The organism is Actinomadura sp. RB99, assembly GCF_014706005.1.
GTDB lineage: Bacteria > Actinomycetota > Actinomycetes > Streptosporangiales > Streptosporangiaceae > Spirillospora.
Map to the genome: position 1 here is coordinate 19,911 of NZ_JABMCA010000032.1, position 16,883 is coordinate 36,793.

Annotated in this window: 16 protein-coding genes; 6 read left to right on the forward strand and 10 right to left on the reverse strand. The window is 74.3% G+C overall.

Translation table 11 applies throughout. The annotated features are described in order from the left end of the window. Nucleotides 1-603: a MarR family transcriptional regulator gene (locus amrb99_RS26170; RefSeq protein WP_347256867.1), complete on the forward strand. Its 603-nt coding sequence runs from the start codon at nucleotides 1-3 to the stop codon at nucleotides 601-603. Between the two features lie 3 nt (nucleotides 604-606). Here amrb99_RS26170 and amrb99_RS26175 read toward each other — a convergent pair whose 3' ends face one another. The 5 genes from amrb99_RS26175 to amrb99_RS26195 form a co-directional block, all read right to left on the reverse strand. Next, nucleotides 607-891, reverse strand: coding sequence for an SHOCT domain-containing protein (locus amrb99_RS26175; protein ID WP_206700107.1), 285 nt, complete (start codon nucleotides 889-891; stop codon nucleotides 607-609). Between the two features lie 149 nt (nucleotides 892-1,040). Then, a complete protein-coding gene (locus amrb99_RS26180) occupies nucleotides 1,041-3,428 on the reverse strand; it encodes a S8 family serine peptidase (protein ID WP_190860721.1) in 2,388 nt (795 codons plus the stop codon). A 240-nt stretch (nucleotides 3,429-3,668) separates the two neighbouring features. Next, a complete protein-coding gene (locus amrb99_RS26185; protein WP_190860723.1) occupies nucleotides 3,669-5,342 on the reverse strand; it encodes a cation acetate symporter in 1,674 nt (557 codons plus the stop codon). After that, on the reverse strand, nucleotides 5,342-5,725 hold the full coding sequence (locus amrb99_RS26190) for a DUF485 domain-containing protein (protein WP_190860725.1): 384 nt from the start codon (nucleotides 5,723-5,725) through the stop codon (nucleotides 5,342-5,344). The genes amrb99_RS26185 and amrb99_RS26190 overlap by 1 nt, the downstream gene beginning before the upstream one ends. Nucleotides 5,726-5,807: 82 nt before the next feature. Further along, nucleotides 5,808-7,211: an MDR family MFS transporter gene (locus amrb99_RS26195; RefSeq protein ID WP_190860727.1), complete on the reverse strand. Its 1,404-nt coding sequence runs from the start codon at nucleotides 7,209-7,211 to the stop codon at nucleotides 5,808-5,810. 91 nt (nucleotides 7,212-7,302) lie between these two features. Between amrb99_RS26195 and amrb99_RS26200 the strand changes: the two genes are divergently transcribed. Further along, a complete protein-coding gene (locus tag amrb99_RS26200; RefSeq protein ID WP_190860729.1) occupies nucleotides 7,303-7,887 on the forward strand; it encodes a TetR/AcrR family transcriptional regulator in 585 nt (194 codons plus the stop codon). 101 nt (nucleotides 7,888-7,988) lie between these two features. Here amrb99_RS26200 and amrb99_RS26205 read toward each other — a convergent pair whose 3' ends face one another. Next, nucleotides 7,989-8,417: an organic hydroperoxide resistance protein gene (locus amrb99_RS26205; RefSeq protein ID WP_190860731.1), complete on the reverse strand. Its 429-nt coding sequence runs from the start codon at nucleotides 8,415-8,417 to the stop codon at nucleotides 7,989-7,991. Between the two features lie 105 nt (nucleotides 8,418-8,522). Between amrb99_RS26205 and amrb99_RS26210 the strand changes: the two genes are divergently transcribed. From amrb99_RS26210 to amrb99_RS53300, 3 genes are read left to right on the forward strand one after another with little or no spacing between them, the layout of a single operon-like run. Further along, the gene (locus amrb99_RS26210) at nucleotides 8,523-9,464 is read left to right on the forward strand and encodes an LLM class flavin-dependent oxidoreductase (protein ID WP_190860734.1); all 942 of its coding nucleotides are present in this window, start codon (nucleotides 8,523-8,525) and stop codon (nucleotides 9,462-9,464) included. Next, complete coding sequence (locus amrb99_RS26215; RefSeq protein ID WP_190860736.1) at nucleotides 9,461-10,126, forward strand: alpha/beta fold hydrolase; 666 nt, start codon at nucleotides 9,461-9,463, stop codon at nucleotides 10,124-10,126. Before amrb99_RS26210 ends, amrb99_RS26215 begins: the two co-directional genes overlap by 4 nt. Nucleotides 10,127-10,135: 9 nt before the next feature. Then, nucleotides 10,136-10,861, forward strand: a complete 726-nt coding sequence (locus tag amrb99_RS53300; protein WP_190860738.1) for a winged helix-turn-helix transcriptional regulator — start codon at nucleotides 10,136-10,138, stop codon at nucleotides 10,859-10,861. A 4-nt stretch (nucleotides 10,862-10,865) separates the two neighbouring features. Here the strand turns inward: amrb99_RS53300 and amrb99_RS26225 are convergent, their stop codons facing one another. From amrb99_RS26225 to amrb99_RS26240, 4 genes are all read right to left on the reverse strand, one after another. Then, on the reverse strand, nucleotides 10,866-11,822 hold the full coding sequence (locus amrb99_RS26225) for an alpha/beta fold hydrolase (protein WP_347256868.1): 957 nt from the start codon (nucleotides 11,820-11,822) through the stop codon (nucleotides 10,866-10,868). Nucleotides 11,823-11,986: 164 nt separating this feature from the next. Continuing rightward, nucleotides 11,987-13,321: a cytochrome P450 gene (locus amrb99_RS26230; RefSeq protein ID WP_190860740.1), complete on the reverse strand. Its 1,335-nt coding sequence runs from the start codon at nucleotides 13,319-13,321 to the stop codon at nucleotides 11,987-11,989. A 52-nt stretch (nucleotides 13,322-13,373) separates the two neighbouring features. Then, nucleotides 13,374-15,977: a magnesium-translocating P-type ATPase gene (mgtA, locus tag amrb99_RS26235; protein WP_190860742.1), complete on the reverse strand. Its 2,604-nt coding sequence runs from the start codon at nucleotides 15,975-15,977 to the stop codon at nucleotides 13,374-13,376. Beyond that, on the reverse strand, nucleotides 15,961-16,290 hold the full coding sequence (locus amrb99_RS26240) for a metalloregulator ArsR/SmtB family transcription factor (RefSeq protein WP_190860744.1): 330 nt from the start codon (nucleotides 16,288-16,290) through the stop codon (nucleotides 15,961-15,963). The genes mgtA and amrb99_RS26240 overlap by 17 nt, the downstream gene beginning before the upstream one ends. A gap of 82 nt (nucleotides 16,291-16,372) precedes the next feature. Between amrb99_RS26240 and amrb99_RS26245 the strand changes: the two genes are divergently transcribed. After that, nucleotides 16,373-16,882, forward strand: coding sequence for a hypothetical protein (locus amrb99_RS26245; protein WP_190860747.1), 510 nt, complete (start codon nucleotides 16,373-16,375; stop codon nucleotides 16,880-16,882). Nucleotide 16,883: the final 1 nt, after the last annotated feature.

Below are 16,883 nucleotides of genomic sequence, written 5' to 3' on the forward strand. Positions count from 1 at the left end.
GTGAGCGGCGACCGGGGCGACCGGACCGACCCCGTCCTCGCCGCCATCGGCGCCGCGCTGTTCCACCTGCGCCGGGTCTGGATCAAGCCCGACATGATGAAGCGGATCCGCGCCCGGACCGCCGGCGGCCCCGGCGGGCGGCCGCTGCAGATCTCCAACCTGATGGTGGTGAACGCCGTCGCCGCGCTCACCGACGAGCCGCCCGCCGACACCGGTGCCGCCGCCGGCGCGGCCGGCGAGACCGGCGAGGCGGAGGTGAGCTGCGAGATCACCGTCGGCGCCGTCGCGGACCGGCTGGAGATCGACCCGTCCACCGCGAGCCGGCTGGTCGGGCACGCCATCGACGCGGGCCTGGTGTCCCGGCGCCCCTCCCCCGTCGACGCGCGCCGCGCCAACCTCGGGCTGACCGACGCCGGCCGCCGCGTCAAGCAGGTCGCCGACCGGTACCGCCGCGCCTACTTCGACGGGCTGATGAACGACTGGACGGACGCCGAGCGCGCCGAGTTCGCCCGGCTGCTCACCCGGTTCGCCGACGCCGCCGCCCGGGACCCGATGGACCCGGACGGCATCGACAAGATCTTCGAAGAGGCGGGCCTGGACTGACGGTCAGCCGCCGTTGCGGAGCGCCGACCGGCGCATCAGGTACTCGTCCTCGTCGATCTCGCCGCGGGCGAACCGTTCGGCGAGCAGCTCCTGCGCCTTCGCCATCGGGTCGGGCGCGGCCGCGGTGGCCGCGGCGGGCCCCGTCATCCGGCGCCGGATCAGGTAGAAGCCGGTGCCGAGCACGGCCAGCCAGAACAGCCCGAACATGATCGGGAAAACGGGCCAGTAGCCGGGGGCGCCCCCGCCGTCGTGCCACGGGCCGGGGTGCACCGCGAGTGTCGTCAACATGGTCATCGACCTTCCTGTGAGCGGATGGTTCGATGCTGCGCGACGGGTTCGGGGGCCCGAATCGGACGGCGGGAGGCTCCTGCGCTACGCCCGCCGGAGTACGGCCTTGGCGGAGGCGGCTCCAGCGCCCACAACCATGCGGGCGGTGCTCACCACCAGGGCGGACGGTAGTCGTCGTCCTCGTTGGAGGAGTAGGGGCGGCGGGCCTGCCGGTTGCGGGCGTCGTCGTCCGCCGGGCCGGTGGGCGGGACCGGTGGCGGGGCGGGGAGGCCCCCGGCGTCGTCCACAGGAGGTACGCCGGACGGCGGCGTGGGGGACGGCGGCGGCGCGACCGGAGGCTGCGCGGCAGGGGGCGGCTGAGCGGCGGGCGGGGCGGGCGGCGGGTCCTGCGGCGCGGCGGGGAACTCGGGTTCGGGCATGCCGCCCCCTCCGAGGGCGCTGCGCCTGAACCGCTCCCAGTCCTCGTCGTCCAGCGCGGGGGCGTCGTCATCGGGTGCGCCGCTCGACGCGGCTCCACTCGCGCCGTTCGCTCCACCCGCGCCGTTCGCACCGCCCGCGCCGTTCATCGCCGGACCGCCGCCGGCGCCGTTCATCGCGTCCCGGCCGTTCGTGAAGTCGTGCCCGTTGCGCGGGTCGTGCCCGTTGTGGCCGTTGGCGAGGTGGCGTCCGCCGGCGTGGTCGTGGCCGTTGGTGGGACGGTCGTCGCGGAGGTGCCGCCCGTTCGGGGAGAACCCCTCCACCGGGCCGGGGAGCGTCCCGTTCATCCCGCCGACGGGGAACTCCCCGACCGGGAAGTCACCCGGGTCGAACGGGCGCAGCTCGCTCGCCATGACGGGAGGCCGTCCCGGCGGGCCGGGCGGCGTGCCGTGCTCCGGCGGCGCGCCGTCGTCCCAGGACGGCTCGTCCCACTGGTCGTGCGGCAGCGCGTGCTCGGGGACGTACCCTTCGGCCTCGGCGACCGGTTCCGGGAGCGGCGGCGTGCCCTGGTCGGGCCACCCCGCCGGGGCGTCCGGGTATCCGGCCGGAGGCGGCATGCCAGGGCCGGTGTAGGGATGCGAGCTCTGGAACGGCGCGGTGTTGACCGGCGCGATGGGCGGCGCGGACGAGGCCGCCGGAGGGACTCCGCCAGGCGACCGCATCGCGGCGGGCTCCGGCGGGGCGCCGGGCAGGTGGTACCCGGGCGTGGGGTCGTCGTCCGGCCCGTCGTCGCCGAACGGCTCGTCGCCGATCGGCAGGGCGCCGTCCTCGTCGCCGGGGCGGCGACGCTGCCGCCAGCCGAGGACCAGCCCGACGATCACCAGCACGCCGCCGCCGCCGAGCACCAGCGGGAGCAGGACGCCCGAGTCCCCGGCCGACGAGTCGGCGGTCGGCGCCGGCGTGGCGGACGGGGTCGGCGCCGCCGCGACCGGCCCCTTCGACGTCTTGTTCAGCGTGTTCGCGGCGACGAGGGCGCGGACGGCGTCGACCGATCCCGCGCAGGTCGCCGAGCCGGTCGGGTGGCCGCGGCGCGCGGGCGAGCCCTTGATCAGCGCCTGCCGGACCTCGTCGGGGCTGAGCTTGGGGTAGCGGGAGCGGATCAGCGCGGCGACCCCGGCGACCATCGCGGACGAGGCGCTGGTGCCCGTCCCGACGACGTAGCCGTTGCTGGCGTCGGCGCTGACGATGTCGACGCCGGGCGCGCACACGCCGGCGTGCGAGTTGCGGTTGCTGTCCTTCCACAGGTGCAGCTTGCGGTCGAGCGCGCCGACGGCGATCACGCCGGGGTAGGCGGCGGGGAAGTTCTTGCGGTCGGCGCCGGAGCCGTCGTTGCCCGCCGACGCGATCAGCACGACGCCCTTGCTCAGCGCGTACTTGATCGCGCTCTCCTGGGCGGGGTTGCCGTTGTAGGACTGGCGGCCGCCGCCGAGGGACATGTTGATGATGCCGGCGCCGTGGTCGACCGCGTACCGGATGCCCTGCGCGACGGCGTCGCGGGCGCCGGTGGTGGCCGAGGTGTCGGTCTTGCGCAGCGGGTCGTTGTTCTCCAGCGTCACCCGGACGGACAGGATCCTGCTCGCCGGCGCGATCCCGAGCATGCCCTGCGCGAGGCCGGGACCGTGGCCGTGACCGGCGATGATGCTGGCCATGGACGTCCCGTGCAGGCCCCAGTAGCGGCTGCCGGGACGGCGCGCGCCGCTCGTCAGGTCGGGGCCGGTGACGACCCGGCCGGTGAGGTCGGGGTGGTTCTTGTCGACGCCGGTGTCGAGGACGGCGACCGTCACGCCGGAGCCCTTGGAGTAGTGCCAGGCCTTCTGCGCGCGGAGGACGGTCAGGTGCCATTCGCGGGCGCGGATCTGGTCGGTCGCGGTCCGCATCGCCGCGCCGGCCGCCGCGCCGCGGACGGAGCGGGGCACGGTGCCGGCCTCGTCGGGGACGAGCGCCGCGGGAACCGCCACCGCGGCGGCCAGGGTGAGCACGGTGAGCGTCGCGGTGGTGCGGGCGCCGAACCGCGCCGCCGGACGCGCGCGCGGGGCACGGCGCCGACCGGCATGGGACACGCCGCCGCACCTCCCCTCGGCCGTCCGCCGTGGTCCACGGCGCGATCTGACATTCTGCCACGCGATGGGCCGGGCGCCCGGGCGCCCGGCACATTCGGAGACGGTCCCGGAGGGCGCGTCACCGCGCGTCCCGGAGCCGCCACCGGCCGTCCCTTACCGGCGGGTAACCGGGGGTCCGGAACGGAATGGTAGCCGGGTCCCGGGCGGCCCGTCGCTCAGTGCGGGCCGGCGGTCCCCGGCTCAGTGCGAACCGGCGCCCGTCAGCGCCCGCACCGACATGTCGTCGTACAGGGCCCGGTCGGCCTTCTCCCGTCCGAGGAACGTCCCCGCGATCGCGCACAGGAATCCGATCGGGATCGAGACGATGCCGGGGTTCTCCAGCGGGAACAGGTGGAAGTCGACGCTCTTGGGGAACAGCGCCAGGTTCTCGCCGGTGACCGGGTCGACCTTCCCGGACACGACCGGCGAGAAGAACACCAGCACCAGCGAGCTGATCAGCCCGCCGTAGATGCCGGCGGTCACCCCGGCCGAGTTGAACCGCCGCCAGAACAGCGTCAGCACGATCGCCGGGAGGTTCGACGCCGCCGCGATCGCGAACGCCAGCGCCACCAGGAACGCCACGTTCAGGTTCCGCGCGACGACGGCCAGCACGATGGCCAGCGAGCCGACCAGGAACGAGGCGAACCGCGCGACCGCGACCTCCTGCGACTCGCGCGGCCGGCCGAGCATCAGCACCTGCCCGAAGTAGTCGTGCGCCAGCGACGTCGACGAGGCCAGCACCAGCCCCGCCACCACCGCGAGGATCGTCGCGAACGCGACCGCGCCGATGAACGCGAGCAGGATGTCGCCGCCGACCTGCCCGCCGAGGTGCCGGCCGAGCTCCTGTGCGAGCTGCGGCGCGGCGGTGTTGCCGGACGGGTCCTGCGCGACGATCGCCTTCCGCCCGACGAGCGCCGCCGCCCCGAACCCGAGTGCCAGCGTCATCAGGTAGAACAGGCCGACGAGGCCGATCGCCCAGGACACCGACGTGCGCGCGGCCCGCGCGTCCGGGACCGTGAAGAAGCGGGTGACGATGTGCGGCAGGCCCGCCGTGCCGAGCAGCAGCGCGACCGCCAGGCTGATGAAGTCGAGCTTGTTGAGGATCGTCCGGTACGCGTCGCCGGGCACGTCCTCGCCGTACCGCAGGCCGGGACGCAGGAACGCCTCGCCCTTCCCGCTGGCGTGCGCGGCGGACCCGAGCATCGCGCCGAGGTCGAAGCCGAACCGGGCGAGCACCAGCCCGGTCAGCACCAGCGCCCCGGCGGTCAGCAGCACCGCCTTGATGATCTGCACCCAGGTGGTGGCCTTCATCCCGCCGAACATCACGTAGCAGATCATCAGCGCGCCGACCACGACGATCGTGGCGGTCCGGGCGGTGCCGGCGGACATGCCGAGGAACTCCCGGCCGCGGTGGATGCCGAGCAGCAGCGAGACCAGCGCGCCCGCGCCGACCATCTGCGCGAGCAGGTAGAACACCGAGACGGTCACGGTCGACACGACCGCCGCGCGGCGCACCGGCGGCTGCCGGCGCACCCGGTGCGCGAGCACGTCCGCCATGGTGAACCGCCCGGCGTTGCGCATCAGCTCGACCAGCAGCAGCGTCAGCAGCCACGCCACCAGGAACCCGATGGAGTACAGGAACCCGTCGTATCCGGACAGGGCGATGAGGCCGGCGATGCCGAGGAAGGACGCCGCCGACATGTAGTCGCCGGCGAGCGCGATGCCGTTCTGCGCGCCGTTGAACGTCCGCCCGCCGGCGTAGAAGTCGTCGGCGCCGTTGGTGTTGGCGCGCGCCCACACCGTGATGCCGAGCGTGATGAGCACGAACACCACGAACAGCGTGCAGGTCAGCGCCCGCCCGTCGAGCGCCGGCATCAGCGGGTCACCTCGTCGCCGGGCGCGGACGGGCGCCGGGAGCGCAGGTCCTCGGCGAGCGGGTCCAGGCGCCGCCGCGCGTAGGCGACGTAGGCCCAGGCCAGCAGGAACGTCGACGCGAACTGCAGCAGCCCGAGCAGCAGCGCCACGTTGACGTGCCCGGCGACCCGCCGCGCCATGAACCCGCGCGCGAACGCCGACAGCGCGACGTACACCGCGTACCACCCGAAGAAGGCGGCCGTGAGGCTCGCGGCCGCCACCAGGAACCTCTTCCTGAGCAGCAGGAATCCGGGGTCGTGGGCGAGCGGCGCGTAGCGGCCGGGAGGGACGGTTCTCGCCCGCCTTCCCGCCCCGTCCCACGAGACTTTCGAGTCCCCGACCATAATGCCCCCAGACCGCGCCGTAACTCTATGTACTGATATCGCTGCTCTATGAGATCAAAGATTGGCGGGCGAGGGTGTCCACTTAGGCAGAAACATGTACTGGCCCACTTCGGCCAAGGAAGAGCGCCGGGACGAAGGCGAGGGCGGTGAAGGCGAGCGACCACCAGAAGGCGTGCGCGTACGCGGTGGACGGCGCGGCCCCGCCGGACGTCTGGTGCTCCAGCACGACCGCGAGGACGGCGGCGCCGAAGGAGCCGCCGACCTGCACGATGACGCGGGTGGCGCTACTGGCGTGCGGGATCTCGTCCTGCCCGAGGCCCTGGTAGGCCGCGGTCATGACGGCGAGGGTGACGCCGCCGAGGCCCGCGCCGCGGACGGCGAGGGACGCGCCGAGCAGCCATTCGCTGGTGTGCGGTCCGGCCTCGGCGTAGGCGAGCGTGCCGAGGACGGTCAGGACGAGCCCGGTGAGGACGATGGGCCGCGGGCCGAGCCGGTCGGTGAGGGCTCCGAGGCGGGTGCGGACGAGCAGGCTGCCGAGCCCTTGCGGTGCGAGCAGGAGGCCGGCGACGACCACGCTGTGCCCGCGGACCTGCTGGTAATAGAGCGGTAGCAGCAGCATCGCGCCGAACAGGGAGAGCCCAGAGAGGAAGAGGAGGCTCGCGGACGCGGCGAACGTGCGCTTGCGGAACAGCCGCAGGTCGATCGCGGGTTCGGACGGCGTGCGCAGCGCGTGGACGGCGAACGCCGCGAGCAGCACGGCGCCGGCGGCCAGGGCGGCGATCACGCCGGGACGACCGAAACCGGCGTTCGCCTGCGAGAACCCGTAGACGAGGGCGGCGAGCGCCGGGGACAGCAGGAGGATGCCGGTGAGGTCGGGGCGGGCGGCGCCGCGCGGCGCGGCGCGCGGGAGGCCGCGCCAGGCGAGGACGAACGCGACGAGGCAGACCGGCACGTTGACGTAGAAGATCCACCGCCAGCCGGCATGCCCGGCGACGAGGCCGCCGACGACGGGCCCGAGGATGGGGCCGACCAGCGCGGGCATGCTGATCGCGGCCATCAGCCGGCCGATCTGGCGGCCGCCGGCCGCGCGCATCAGCAGCGTCTGCATGACCGGCGTCATCAGCCCGCCGCCCGCCCCTTGCAGGACGCGGAAGGCGATCAGGGAGCCGACGTTCCAGGCCAGCCCGCACAGCACGGAGCCGAGCAGGAACAGGCCGAGGGCGGACAGCCACACGCGGCGGGCGCCGAAGCGGCCTTCGGCCCAGCCGGTGAGCGGGATCGCCATGGCGAGGGCCAGCAGGTAGGCGGTGACCACCCACTGGATCTCGGCCACCGGCGCGTGCAGGTCGCGGCCGAGCCGTCCGATGGCGACGTTGACGATCGTGCTGTCGAGCAGCGGGGCGATGGCGCCGGTGATGAGGATTCCGGCGAGGCGGAGCAGAGCGGGGTCGAGCCGTTCGGGCGCGGTGCGGGTGCCGGCGGTCATGGGGGCCTCCTAAGAGACGGCACGTCTCTAACGGCCCGGAGTGTAGGCTGCCCATAACAAGAGACGCAAGGTCTCTTAAAGGAGGGGCGGCGTGACCGGCGAGGCGAAGGCGCGGCGGCGCGGGGCCGCCCTGGAAGCGGCGATCCTGGACGCGACCTGGGACGAGCTGGACGCGTCCGGTTACGCGGGCCTGACCATCGAGAACGTCGCGGCGCGCGCGCGGACCGGCAAGCAGGTCATCTACCGCCGCTGGCCCAGCCGGGCCGACCTCGTCCTGGCGGCGCTGCGGTACCGGTACTCCTCGATCGCGGACGACGTGCCCGACACCGGGAGCCTGCGCGGCGACGTCCTGGCGGTCCTGCGGTACATGGCGCGGCGGTTCGGCGAGTTCGGACCCGACCTGGTCCACGGCCTGATGGCGGAGGCGCACGAACTCGATCCGGGCACGTTCGAGGTGATCCCGGACGCGATGTCGGTCATCCTGCGCCGCGCCGCCGACCGGGGCGAGCTCGCGCCCGGCGCGGTGAGCCCGCGGATCGCGCGGATGCCGGCCGACCTCGTCCGGCACGAGATGCTCCTCACGGACCGGCCGGTGCCGGACGAGGTGCTGGACGAGATCGTGGACGAGCTGTTCCTCCCGCTGGTCCGGGTGCGGGGCGAGGACCAGCGGGACTGAACGGCACTGCGACGGGGACGCCCGTAAGCACGTCCTGTTGACGGCGCCGCGACAGGGACGACTACAAGCGCGTCCCGCTGGCGGCGCCGCGACACAGACGGCTACAAGCGCGTCCCGTTGACGACGATCGCGACGTCGACGTTGCCGCGGATCGCGCTGGAGTACGGGCACAGCCGGTGCGCGGCGCGTCCCAGGTCGACCGCCTCGGCATCGGCGAGCGACGGCAGGGTCACGTCGAGCTCGACCCCCAGCTTGAAGGGTCCGCCCTCGGTGGGGATGAGCATCGCCCTCGCGTCGATCTCGGCGTCGTCCGCCGCGAGTCCCTTGCGCTGCCCGAGCACGCTCATCGTCGAGCCGAAGCAGGCCGCGTACCCGATGGCGAAGAGCTGCTCGGGGTTGACGCCCTCGCCGTCACCGCCCATCTCCTTGGGCAGCCGCAGGGCCAGGTCGAGGCGGCCGTCGGCCGTCCGCCCGCGCCCGTTCCTGCCCCCGGTCACGCGTGCCTCGGCCGTGTAGGTCGGTGCCGTCATCCACTCTTCCTTCCCAGATCGAACTTCCTGAAAATGAACTTTAGACTTCAAAATCAGGAAGTCAATGTCTAGGATCGGGCCGGAATCGACCACCGGAGGTGATCCATGCCGGAGACACGGTTCGGCTACCTGCTGCCGACGCGCGACCAGACGGTGACGGGCGAGCACGCGCCGCACCGGCTCGTCGGGTACGCCGCGCGGGCCGAGGCGCTCGGCTACGACTCGGTCTGGGCCGGCGACAGCCCCATCACGCGGCAGCGGGCGGACCCGCTGCTGCTCATGGCCGCCGTGGCGCAGGCGACGGAGCGGGTGGCGCTCGGCACCGCGGTGCTGCTGCCCGCGCTGCGGCACCCGATCCTGCTCGCCCACCAGCTCGGCACCCTCGACCGGCTCAGCGGCGGACGGGTCATCGCGGGCATGGGCGCGGGCTTCCCGACCGACGCCACCAAGGCGCAGTTCACTGCGCTCGGCGTCGACTTCGCGACCCGGGGCCGCCGGCTGGAGGAGTCGATCGAGGCGATGCGGCTGCTCTGGACCGGCGAGTCCGTCTCGTTCGCGGGCGAGCACTTCGCGTTCGAGGACGTGAGCGTCGCGCCGCCGCCGGCCCGGCCCGGCGGCCCGCCGATCTGGCTCGCCGGCGGCGGACCCGCGCTGCGCCGGGTCGCCCGCATCGCGGACGGCTGGCTGCCGTACCCGCCCGAGCACGGCGTCTACGCGAAGGAGGCCGAGACGATCCGGGAGGCGGCGCGCCGCCCGGTCACCCCGGCCCTGTACGCGACGTTCTGCCTGGACGACGACCCCGAGCGCGCGCGGGAGAGGCTCCGGGCGAGCATCGAGCGCTACTACAACGCGTCCCTGGAGTTCATCGCCTCCATCCAGGCGATGTTCGCCGGCACGCCGGAGGACGCGGCCACCTGGCTGACCCGCTACATCGAGGCGGGCGCCCGCCACATCGTGGTCCGTTTCGCGACCGACGACCACGAGGCCGCCCTGGAGGAGTTCGCCGGTCGCGTTCGTCCCCTCGTTTCCGCGGAGGTCCGCTCATGACCACGTTCGTCCTCGTCGCCGGGGCCTGGCACGGGCCCTGGGCCTGGGACCGGGTGACCCCGTTGCTGCACGACGCCGGTGCCCGCACCGTCGCTCCCGCGCTCGGCGAGGGAGACGTCGGCCTCCACGACCACGCGGACGACGTCGTCGCGGCGCTCGACGGCATCGACGGCATCGACGGCGACGGCGTTGTGCTGGTCGGGCACAGCTATGCGGGCCTGGTCGTGCGGGAGGCCGCCGACCAGCGACCGGACCGCGTCCGCCACCTGGTCCTGGTGGACGGCTGGGCCGGACCCGACGGGACGAGCCTGTACGACCTCGCGCCCGCCCCGTTCGTCCAGGCGCTGCGGGGCCGCACGTCCGGCGGGCGGATCGCCGTCCCGCCGCCCGCCGCCGTCGGCATCGACGACCCGGACGACGCGGCCTGGCTCGCCGAGCGGATGCGCCCGCAGCCGGCCCGCACGTTCGAGGAGCCGACCCGCCTCACCGGCGCCGCCGACCGGATCCCCGGCACCGCGATCCTGTGCAGGCCGAGCGTGTACCCGTTCGAGCAGTGCGCCAAGGCGATCGGATACCGGACGGTCCCGATCGACGGCCCGCACGACGTCATGCTCACCCGGCCCGGCGCCCTGGCCCGGCTGATCCTCGAGGTGAGCGCTTAGAGTGATGCGGTGGAGCAGCGGACCTACAACCAGTACTGCGCGACGGCGCGGACCCTCGACCTCGTCGGCGAGCGCTGGACGCTGCTGCTGATCCGCGAGCTACTGACCGGCCCGAAACGGTTCGGCGACCTGCAGGCGAGCCTGCGCGGCCTCGGCACCGGGCTGCTCGCGGCGCGGCTGAAGCACCTCGAACGGGAGGGGCTCGCGCGGAAGGTCACGCTGCCGCCGCCCGCCCGCACCTCCGCGTACGCGCTGACGGAGGCGGGCGAGGAGCTGGGCCCGGCGGTGCTGGCACTGGCGCGCTGGGGCATGCGGTGGGCGCTCGGCGAGCGGCGCGAAGGCGAGACGTTCCATCCGGGGTGGGCGGTGCTCGGCATGGAGGCGTGCTTCGTGCCGGAGGCGTCGGCCGGGCTGCACCTGGTGTACGAGTTCCGCGTGGACGACGAGGTGTTCCACGCCGAGGTCGACGACGGGGCGGTCCATCTGGTGCACGGCCCGGCGCAGCGGCCCGACGCGTCGATCGCGATGAGCGAGGACGTGCTGATCGCGATGGCGTCGGGCCGCTCGTCGATGGGCGCGGCGATCGAGGACGGCAGCGCCGCGGTGTCCGGGGACCCCGCGGCGGTCCGCCGGCTCGCCGACCTGTTCCACATCCCGGCGCCGAGGTCCCGGAGGCCGGACCAGGCCGCCCAGGAGGCGGAACAGGCGGAACAAGCCGGGCAAGCGGAGGGGTGAGCGGTTACAGCGGCAGGCCGTAGGCCTCGCACGCCGGTTTGAAGCCGGGGGTGTTCGCTCCGAGCTGGTCAAGGACGTCCTGCATGACCGGGCTGTCGTTGAACATCCCGACATGGCCGACGGTGTCGTCCGGGCACTGGTCCTGGACGAGGATGTTGGTGACGCCGTCGCCCTTCAGCCACGCGTTCGTGTACGGGGTGACGACGATGTCGTTCTTGGTCTCGATGACGACGTACCGCGGCCCCGGGACGGTGTCGCCGTCGCCGAACAGCGCGTTCTGGAAGTCCGAGCCCTGCTCCTGCTGGACGAGCCCGGGCGCGCCGGCGTCGTTGAGGGCCTGGTTGGCGAAGCCGAGCAGGTTGAGCGTCCGGCCGAGGTCGAGGACGCCGTCGATGGTCGTCCCGTGGTTGCTGGGCGCCAGCGCGACGAACGTGCGGACCTTGGACGCGCCGCCGAGCCGCTTGAGGTAGTAGTTCGGCATCATCCCGCCCTGGGAGTGCCCGACGAGGTCGACCTGCCGCGCGCCGGTCGCGGCGAGCACCTTGTCGACGAACGCGTCCAGGGTCCTGGCCGATTCGGCGATGTCGCCGAGCCCGCCGATCCGGTCGAACGACAGTTGCGTCATGCCGTAGTTGAAGCCGAAGACGCAGTAGCCCTCGTTCGCCAGCATCGGCGACAGCACGCTCCAGTTGGTGCCCAGGTTCACGAACGTGGCGTGGACGAGGACGACCGGCGTCGGGTGCTCGGCGCTCGGCCTGCAGTTCCAGTCGTTCGCGCCGGCGACCGCGCCGGGGCTGTTGAAGAAGTTCACCAGGGACGTCCCGATGTCGCCGGGCGGGTACTTGTCCGCCGCCCGTGCGGGGGCGGCCACCGCGGCGGTGCCGAGCAGGGACGCGAGCGCCGCCGCGGCCAGGCCGCGCAGGGCCGCCCGCGCGGGACGGCGGGTGAACGAGCTCTTCACTGGGGGCCTCCCGGGGTGGGTGCGGCAAGCGATCACTTACCGCCGCTCCCGGGAATGTAGAGGTGGCCGCGCCTTTTGCCAAGACCCCTTTTCGATTCGAGGTCCAGTTGGTGCGCCGCGCCCCTCCGACGGCCACCTCCGCGTGACCACGCCCCTCCGGGCGGCTACCTCCGCGTGACCCGCATCGGCACCGGACGCGCCGGCCGCAGCGTCACCTCCGCCCGCGACGGGACCGCGACGCCCGGCGCCAGGTCGAGGCGCGCCGACCGGCTGATCAGGGCGAGCACCAGCACCGCCTCCATCATCGCGAAGCCCGCCCCCACGCAGATCCGCCGCCCGCCGCCGAACGGCAGGTACGCGTGGCGGGGACGGTCCTGCTCGCCGAGGAACCGCTCGGGCCGGAACCCCTCCGGATCCGGCCACAGGTCCGGATCGCGGTGCAGAAGGTAGGGGGAGATCGCCACGGTCGAGCCCGCCGTCACCGCCGCGCCCGCCACGTCGTCGTCGGCGACCGCGTCCCGCTCGATCGTCCAGGCGGGCGGGTAGAGCCGCATCGACTCCGACAGGACGGCCCGCGTCCACGGCAGCCGGTCGACGTCGCCGGCGTCCGGATCCCGGCCGCCGAGGACCCCGTCGACCTCCGCCTCCAGCCGGTCGCGCGCCGCCGGGTACCGCGACAGCAGGATCAGCGTCCAGGTCAGCGCCGCCGCGGTCGTCTCGTGCCCGGCCAGCAGCAGCGTCAGCACCTCGTCGCGCAGCTCCGCGTCCGACAGCGGCGGATCGCCGTCGCGCATCAGCAGGTCCAGCAGGTCCGGCTCCGCCCCGGGACCCGCCGCGCGGCGCTCGTCGATCACCCGCCCGACCATCCCGCCGAGCTGCGCGGCCGCCCGCTGCGCGCCCGGCACCAGCCGGAACGCCCGCCGCAGCCCCGCGTCGCCCAGGAACGTCGCGCCGAGGCCGATCACGGCCCCGCGTTGCAGATCCGCGAGCGCCCGCCCGGTCGCGTCGGACTCCGCCGCGAGGTCGCTGCCGAACAGCACCCGCCCGACGATGTCCAGCGTCACCCGGCGCATGTGCGCGGCGGCGTCGAGCGTCACGCCGTCCGGCCACCGCCCGACCGACCGCGCCGCGACCCCGGCCATCCCGGGCGCGAACGCGGCGAGGTGCCGCTGCGCGAAGACCGGTTGCACGAGCCTCCGGTGCCGCCGCCACGTCTCGCCCTCACTCGTCAACAGCCCGTCGCCGAGGAACACCCGCAACGGCCGGTACGTGAACGCCTTGACGTAGTTGTCCTGCTTCGCGACGAGGACGTGCTCGGCGTGCTCCGGCCGCGACAGCAGGTACAGCGCCCGCCTCCGGTCGCGCGGAAGCCGCACCGCGTCCCCGTACCGGCGGAACAGCGCGCCGTAGGCGTCCATCGGATCGCGCATCATCCGCGCCCACCAGCGCGCCGCCTCCAGGCCCGAAGGCCCCGCCACCCTGCCCTTCGCGTCCGTCATCCGCGCCTCCTCGTTCCAGCTCACCGCAGCGTTCGGCGCCTGGCAAGGGGCGTCACAGCCATCTGCCGAAGACCCGCTGGTAGACGTACCGGGCGGCGATCGTCGCGAGGACGTACCCGGTCATCACGGCCGCAAGGATCGGGACCGCCTCGAACGGCAGCGGCTGGAGCCGCAGCACCCCGCCGAGCGGAGTGAACGGCAGCAGCGGCCCCGCCAGCCCGAGCGCGACGGCGGTCACGACGATCGTCCGGCCCGCCCTCGGCCCGGTCCGCCCCCGCCTGCGCAGCAGCAGCATCGCCAGGCCCTGCGCGATCAGGTTCTCCGCGAACCACCCGGACCGGAGCAGCTCCCGCCCCGCCGCGCCGCCGTGCGCGTCCAGCAGCCACCAGAACAGCCCCAGCGCCGCCAGGTCGAACAGCGCCCCGACCGGCCCGAGGCACGCGACGAACCGCGCCAGGTCCCGGACGTCGAACGTGCGCGGGCTCCTGATCTGCGCCTCGTCGACCCGGTCGCGCACCAGCGCCAGCTGCGACAGGTCGAAGCAGACGTTCTGCACCAGCACCTGCAGCGGCAGCATCGGCAGGAACGGCAGCATCGCGCTCGCCGCCAGCAGCGACACCACGTTCCCCACGTTCGACGTCAGCGCGATCTTGACGTACTTCACCGTGTTCGCGAACGTCCGGCGGCCCGCCACGATCGCCTGCTCCAGCGCCCCGAGGTCCGGACGGACCAGCACCACGTCCGCCGACTCCCGGGCCAGGTCCGCCGCGCCCCGCACGGTGATCCCGACGTCCGCCGCCCGCAGCGCCGGCGCGTCGTTCACCCCGTCGCCGAGATACCCGACCGTCCGCCCCGCCTGCTGCAGCGCCCGGACGATCCGCGCCTTCTGCGGCGGCCCCACCCGCGCGAACAGCGTCCCCGCCCCCGCCAGCCGCGCCAGCTCCGCGTCGTCGAGGTCGACCACCTCGCGGCCGAGCACCACCCCGGACACCTCGATGCCCGCGTCCCGGCAGATCCGCCGCGCCACCAGCGGATGGTCGCCCGTGACCATCACCAGCGCGACGCCGCGCCGGCGCAGCCCCCGCACCGCCGCCGGCGCCGCCGGATCCAGCCGGTCCCGGAACCCGACGAACCCGATCAGCGCCAGGTCCTGCTCGTCCGCCGGGGTCAGCGGGCCGCCGCGCGTCCGCTTCCCCACCGCCACCGCGAGCAGCCGCACCCCGTCCGCCGCCCACCGGTCGTCCAGCCGCAGCAGGCGCGCGCGCTCTTCGGCGTCCAGCACCGTGTCACCGGCGACCGTGCACAGGTTCAGGACGTCCTCGACCGCGCCCTTCACCACCAGCCGCCCGTCCCCCAGCAGGACGGTCGCACGCCGCCGCGCGTAGTCGAACGGGATCGCGTCCACGCCGGACGCGCTGTCCAGGTTCCCCGCGTCCTGCAGCAGCGCCTCGTCGATCGCGTCCCCGACGAGCCGTCCCGCCAGCTCCACCGACCACAGCGCGTTCACCCGCGCCCACCACAGCACCTCCGGATCGGTGCGGCCGAGCGGATCGAGATGGCACGCCATCGCCACGTGCTCCTCGGTCAGCGTGCCCGTCTTGTCCACGCACAGCGTGTCCATCGCGCCGAGGTCGTGCACCGCCGGCAGCCGCTTGACGATCACCTGCCGGCCCGCCAGCCCCTTCGCGCCGCGCACCAGCAGCGCCGTCACCACCAGCGGCATCATCTCCGGCGTCGCCGCCACCGCCACCGCGATCGCCAGCAGCAGCGCGTGGTACCAGTCGTCCCGCAGCACCCCCGCGACCGCCACCACCAAGGGCAGCGCCGCCAGCATCGCCGCGACCAGCGTCCACGACACCACCCGCACGCCCCGGTCGAACGCCGTCTCCGTCCGGCGCCCCGGCCGCTCCCGGTCCGCCGCCCCGAAGTACGTCCGGCCGCCCGTCGCGACCGCCACCGCCGTCCCGGTCCCGCTCACCACGGTCGTCCCCATGAAGCACAGCCGCGGATGGTCGAACAGGTCGCCCGGACGGCCCTCCGGCGGGTCCGTCCACGCCGCGTGCTTGCCCGCCGGGAGCGACTCCCCGGTCAGCATCGCCTGGTTGATCTCCAGGTCCACCGAGTTCAGCAGCCGCAGGTCCGCCGGCACCACGTCGCCCGGGCCCAGCAGCACCACGTCGCCCGGCACGACCTGGTCGACCGGCACCTCCCTGGCCACGGGCTCCGCCCCCGGCCGCGCCCGCCGCAGCACCGTCGCCGTCGTCGTCACCATCGTCCGCAGCGCCGCCGCCGCACGCCCCGACCGCGCCTCCTGCCGGTACCGCATCGCCCCGCTGAACACCGCCAGCGCGCAGATCAGCACCGCGCCCCGCACGTCCCCCGTCAGCGCCGACACGACCCCGAGGAAGACCAGCACCACCACGAACGGCGCCGCGACCGCCCCGCCCAGCCGCCGCGCCCGGCGCCGCCGCGGCCCGTCCTCGAACCGCAGCAGCCGCTCCTGCGCCTCCGCCTCGTCCAGGCCCTTCGGCGACGTCTCCCACCGCCGCAGCACCGCCAGCGGCGGCTGCACCGCGCACTCGCGCAGGCCCTCCGTCCGCGCGGGCTCGCCCGTCCCGGACGGCGCCGCGACCGGCGGGTCAGGCGCCCAGACCACGGGCGCGCCCCGATTCACCCCGCAGATGCGCGACCATCTGCCGGACGATCGCCGCCACGTGCGGATCGTCGACCACGTAGAACTGGTGCCGGCCCTCCCGGCGCGCCCGCACCAGCCCCGCCAGCTTCAGCTTCGCCAGATGCTGGCTGACCGCCGCGACCGTCCCGTCCACCTCGTCGGCCAGCGAGCTGACGTCCCGCTCCCCGTGCGTCAGCACCCACACGATGTGCAGCCGCGTCGTGGCGGCCAGCATCCCGAAACGGCCCGCCGCCTCCTGGAGCAGCGCCGGAGACAGCGCCAGGTCGTCGCTCATGATCCCCCGCTCCCGTGCACCGCACCAGTCTCGCACGCCCCAACAATTGCGCAATTGCGCGAATGTTTGACAGTATGTCGGTATGACGGTCGAGCGGCGCATCCGCGTGGGCGCCTGGGAGGTCACCCTCCGCTGGCCGGCCCCCGCGACCGGCGGCCCCACCGAGATGACGATCCGCCCGCACCCCGACGCGGACCTGCGGCTCGTCTCCCGCGGCCTCACCACCGGCACCCTGCGGGCCGTCCCCCTCCCCGAACTGACCAGCGACGTCCTGCACTCCACCAGCACCAGGACGCCGCCCGTCGCCGAGGCCCGCGAGATCCGCCGGATGGTCGAGGCGGCACCCCGTCCGGGCCGCAAGGGCCGTCCGGACGAGTTCTTCGCCCTCGTCGCGGCCGTCTACTCCGCCTACGTCGACCTCGGCCACTCCAACCCCGTCCACATGCTCGCCGAGGCCTGCGGCGCGCCCTGGCGCGCCGCCGCGAACTGGGTCCACCTGGCCCGCAAGAAGGGCTTCCTCAGCCCCACCCCGGAACGCCGTCCCGGCGGCGCCCCCACCCCCAAGACCACCAGGGCACTGGGCTCCCGCTAGC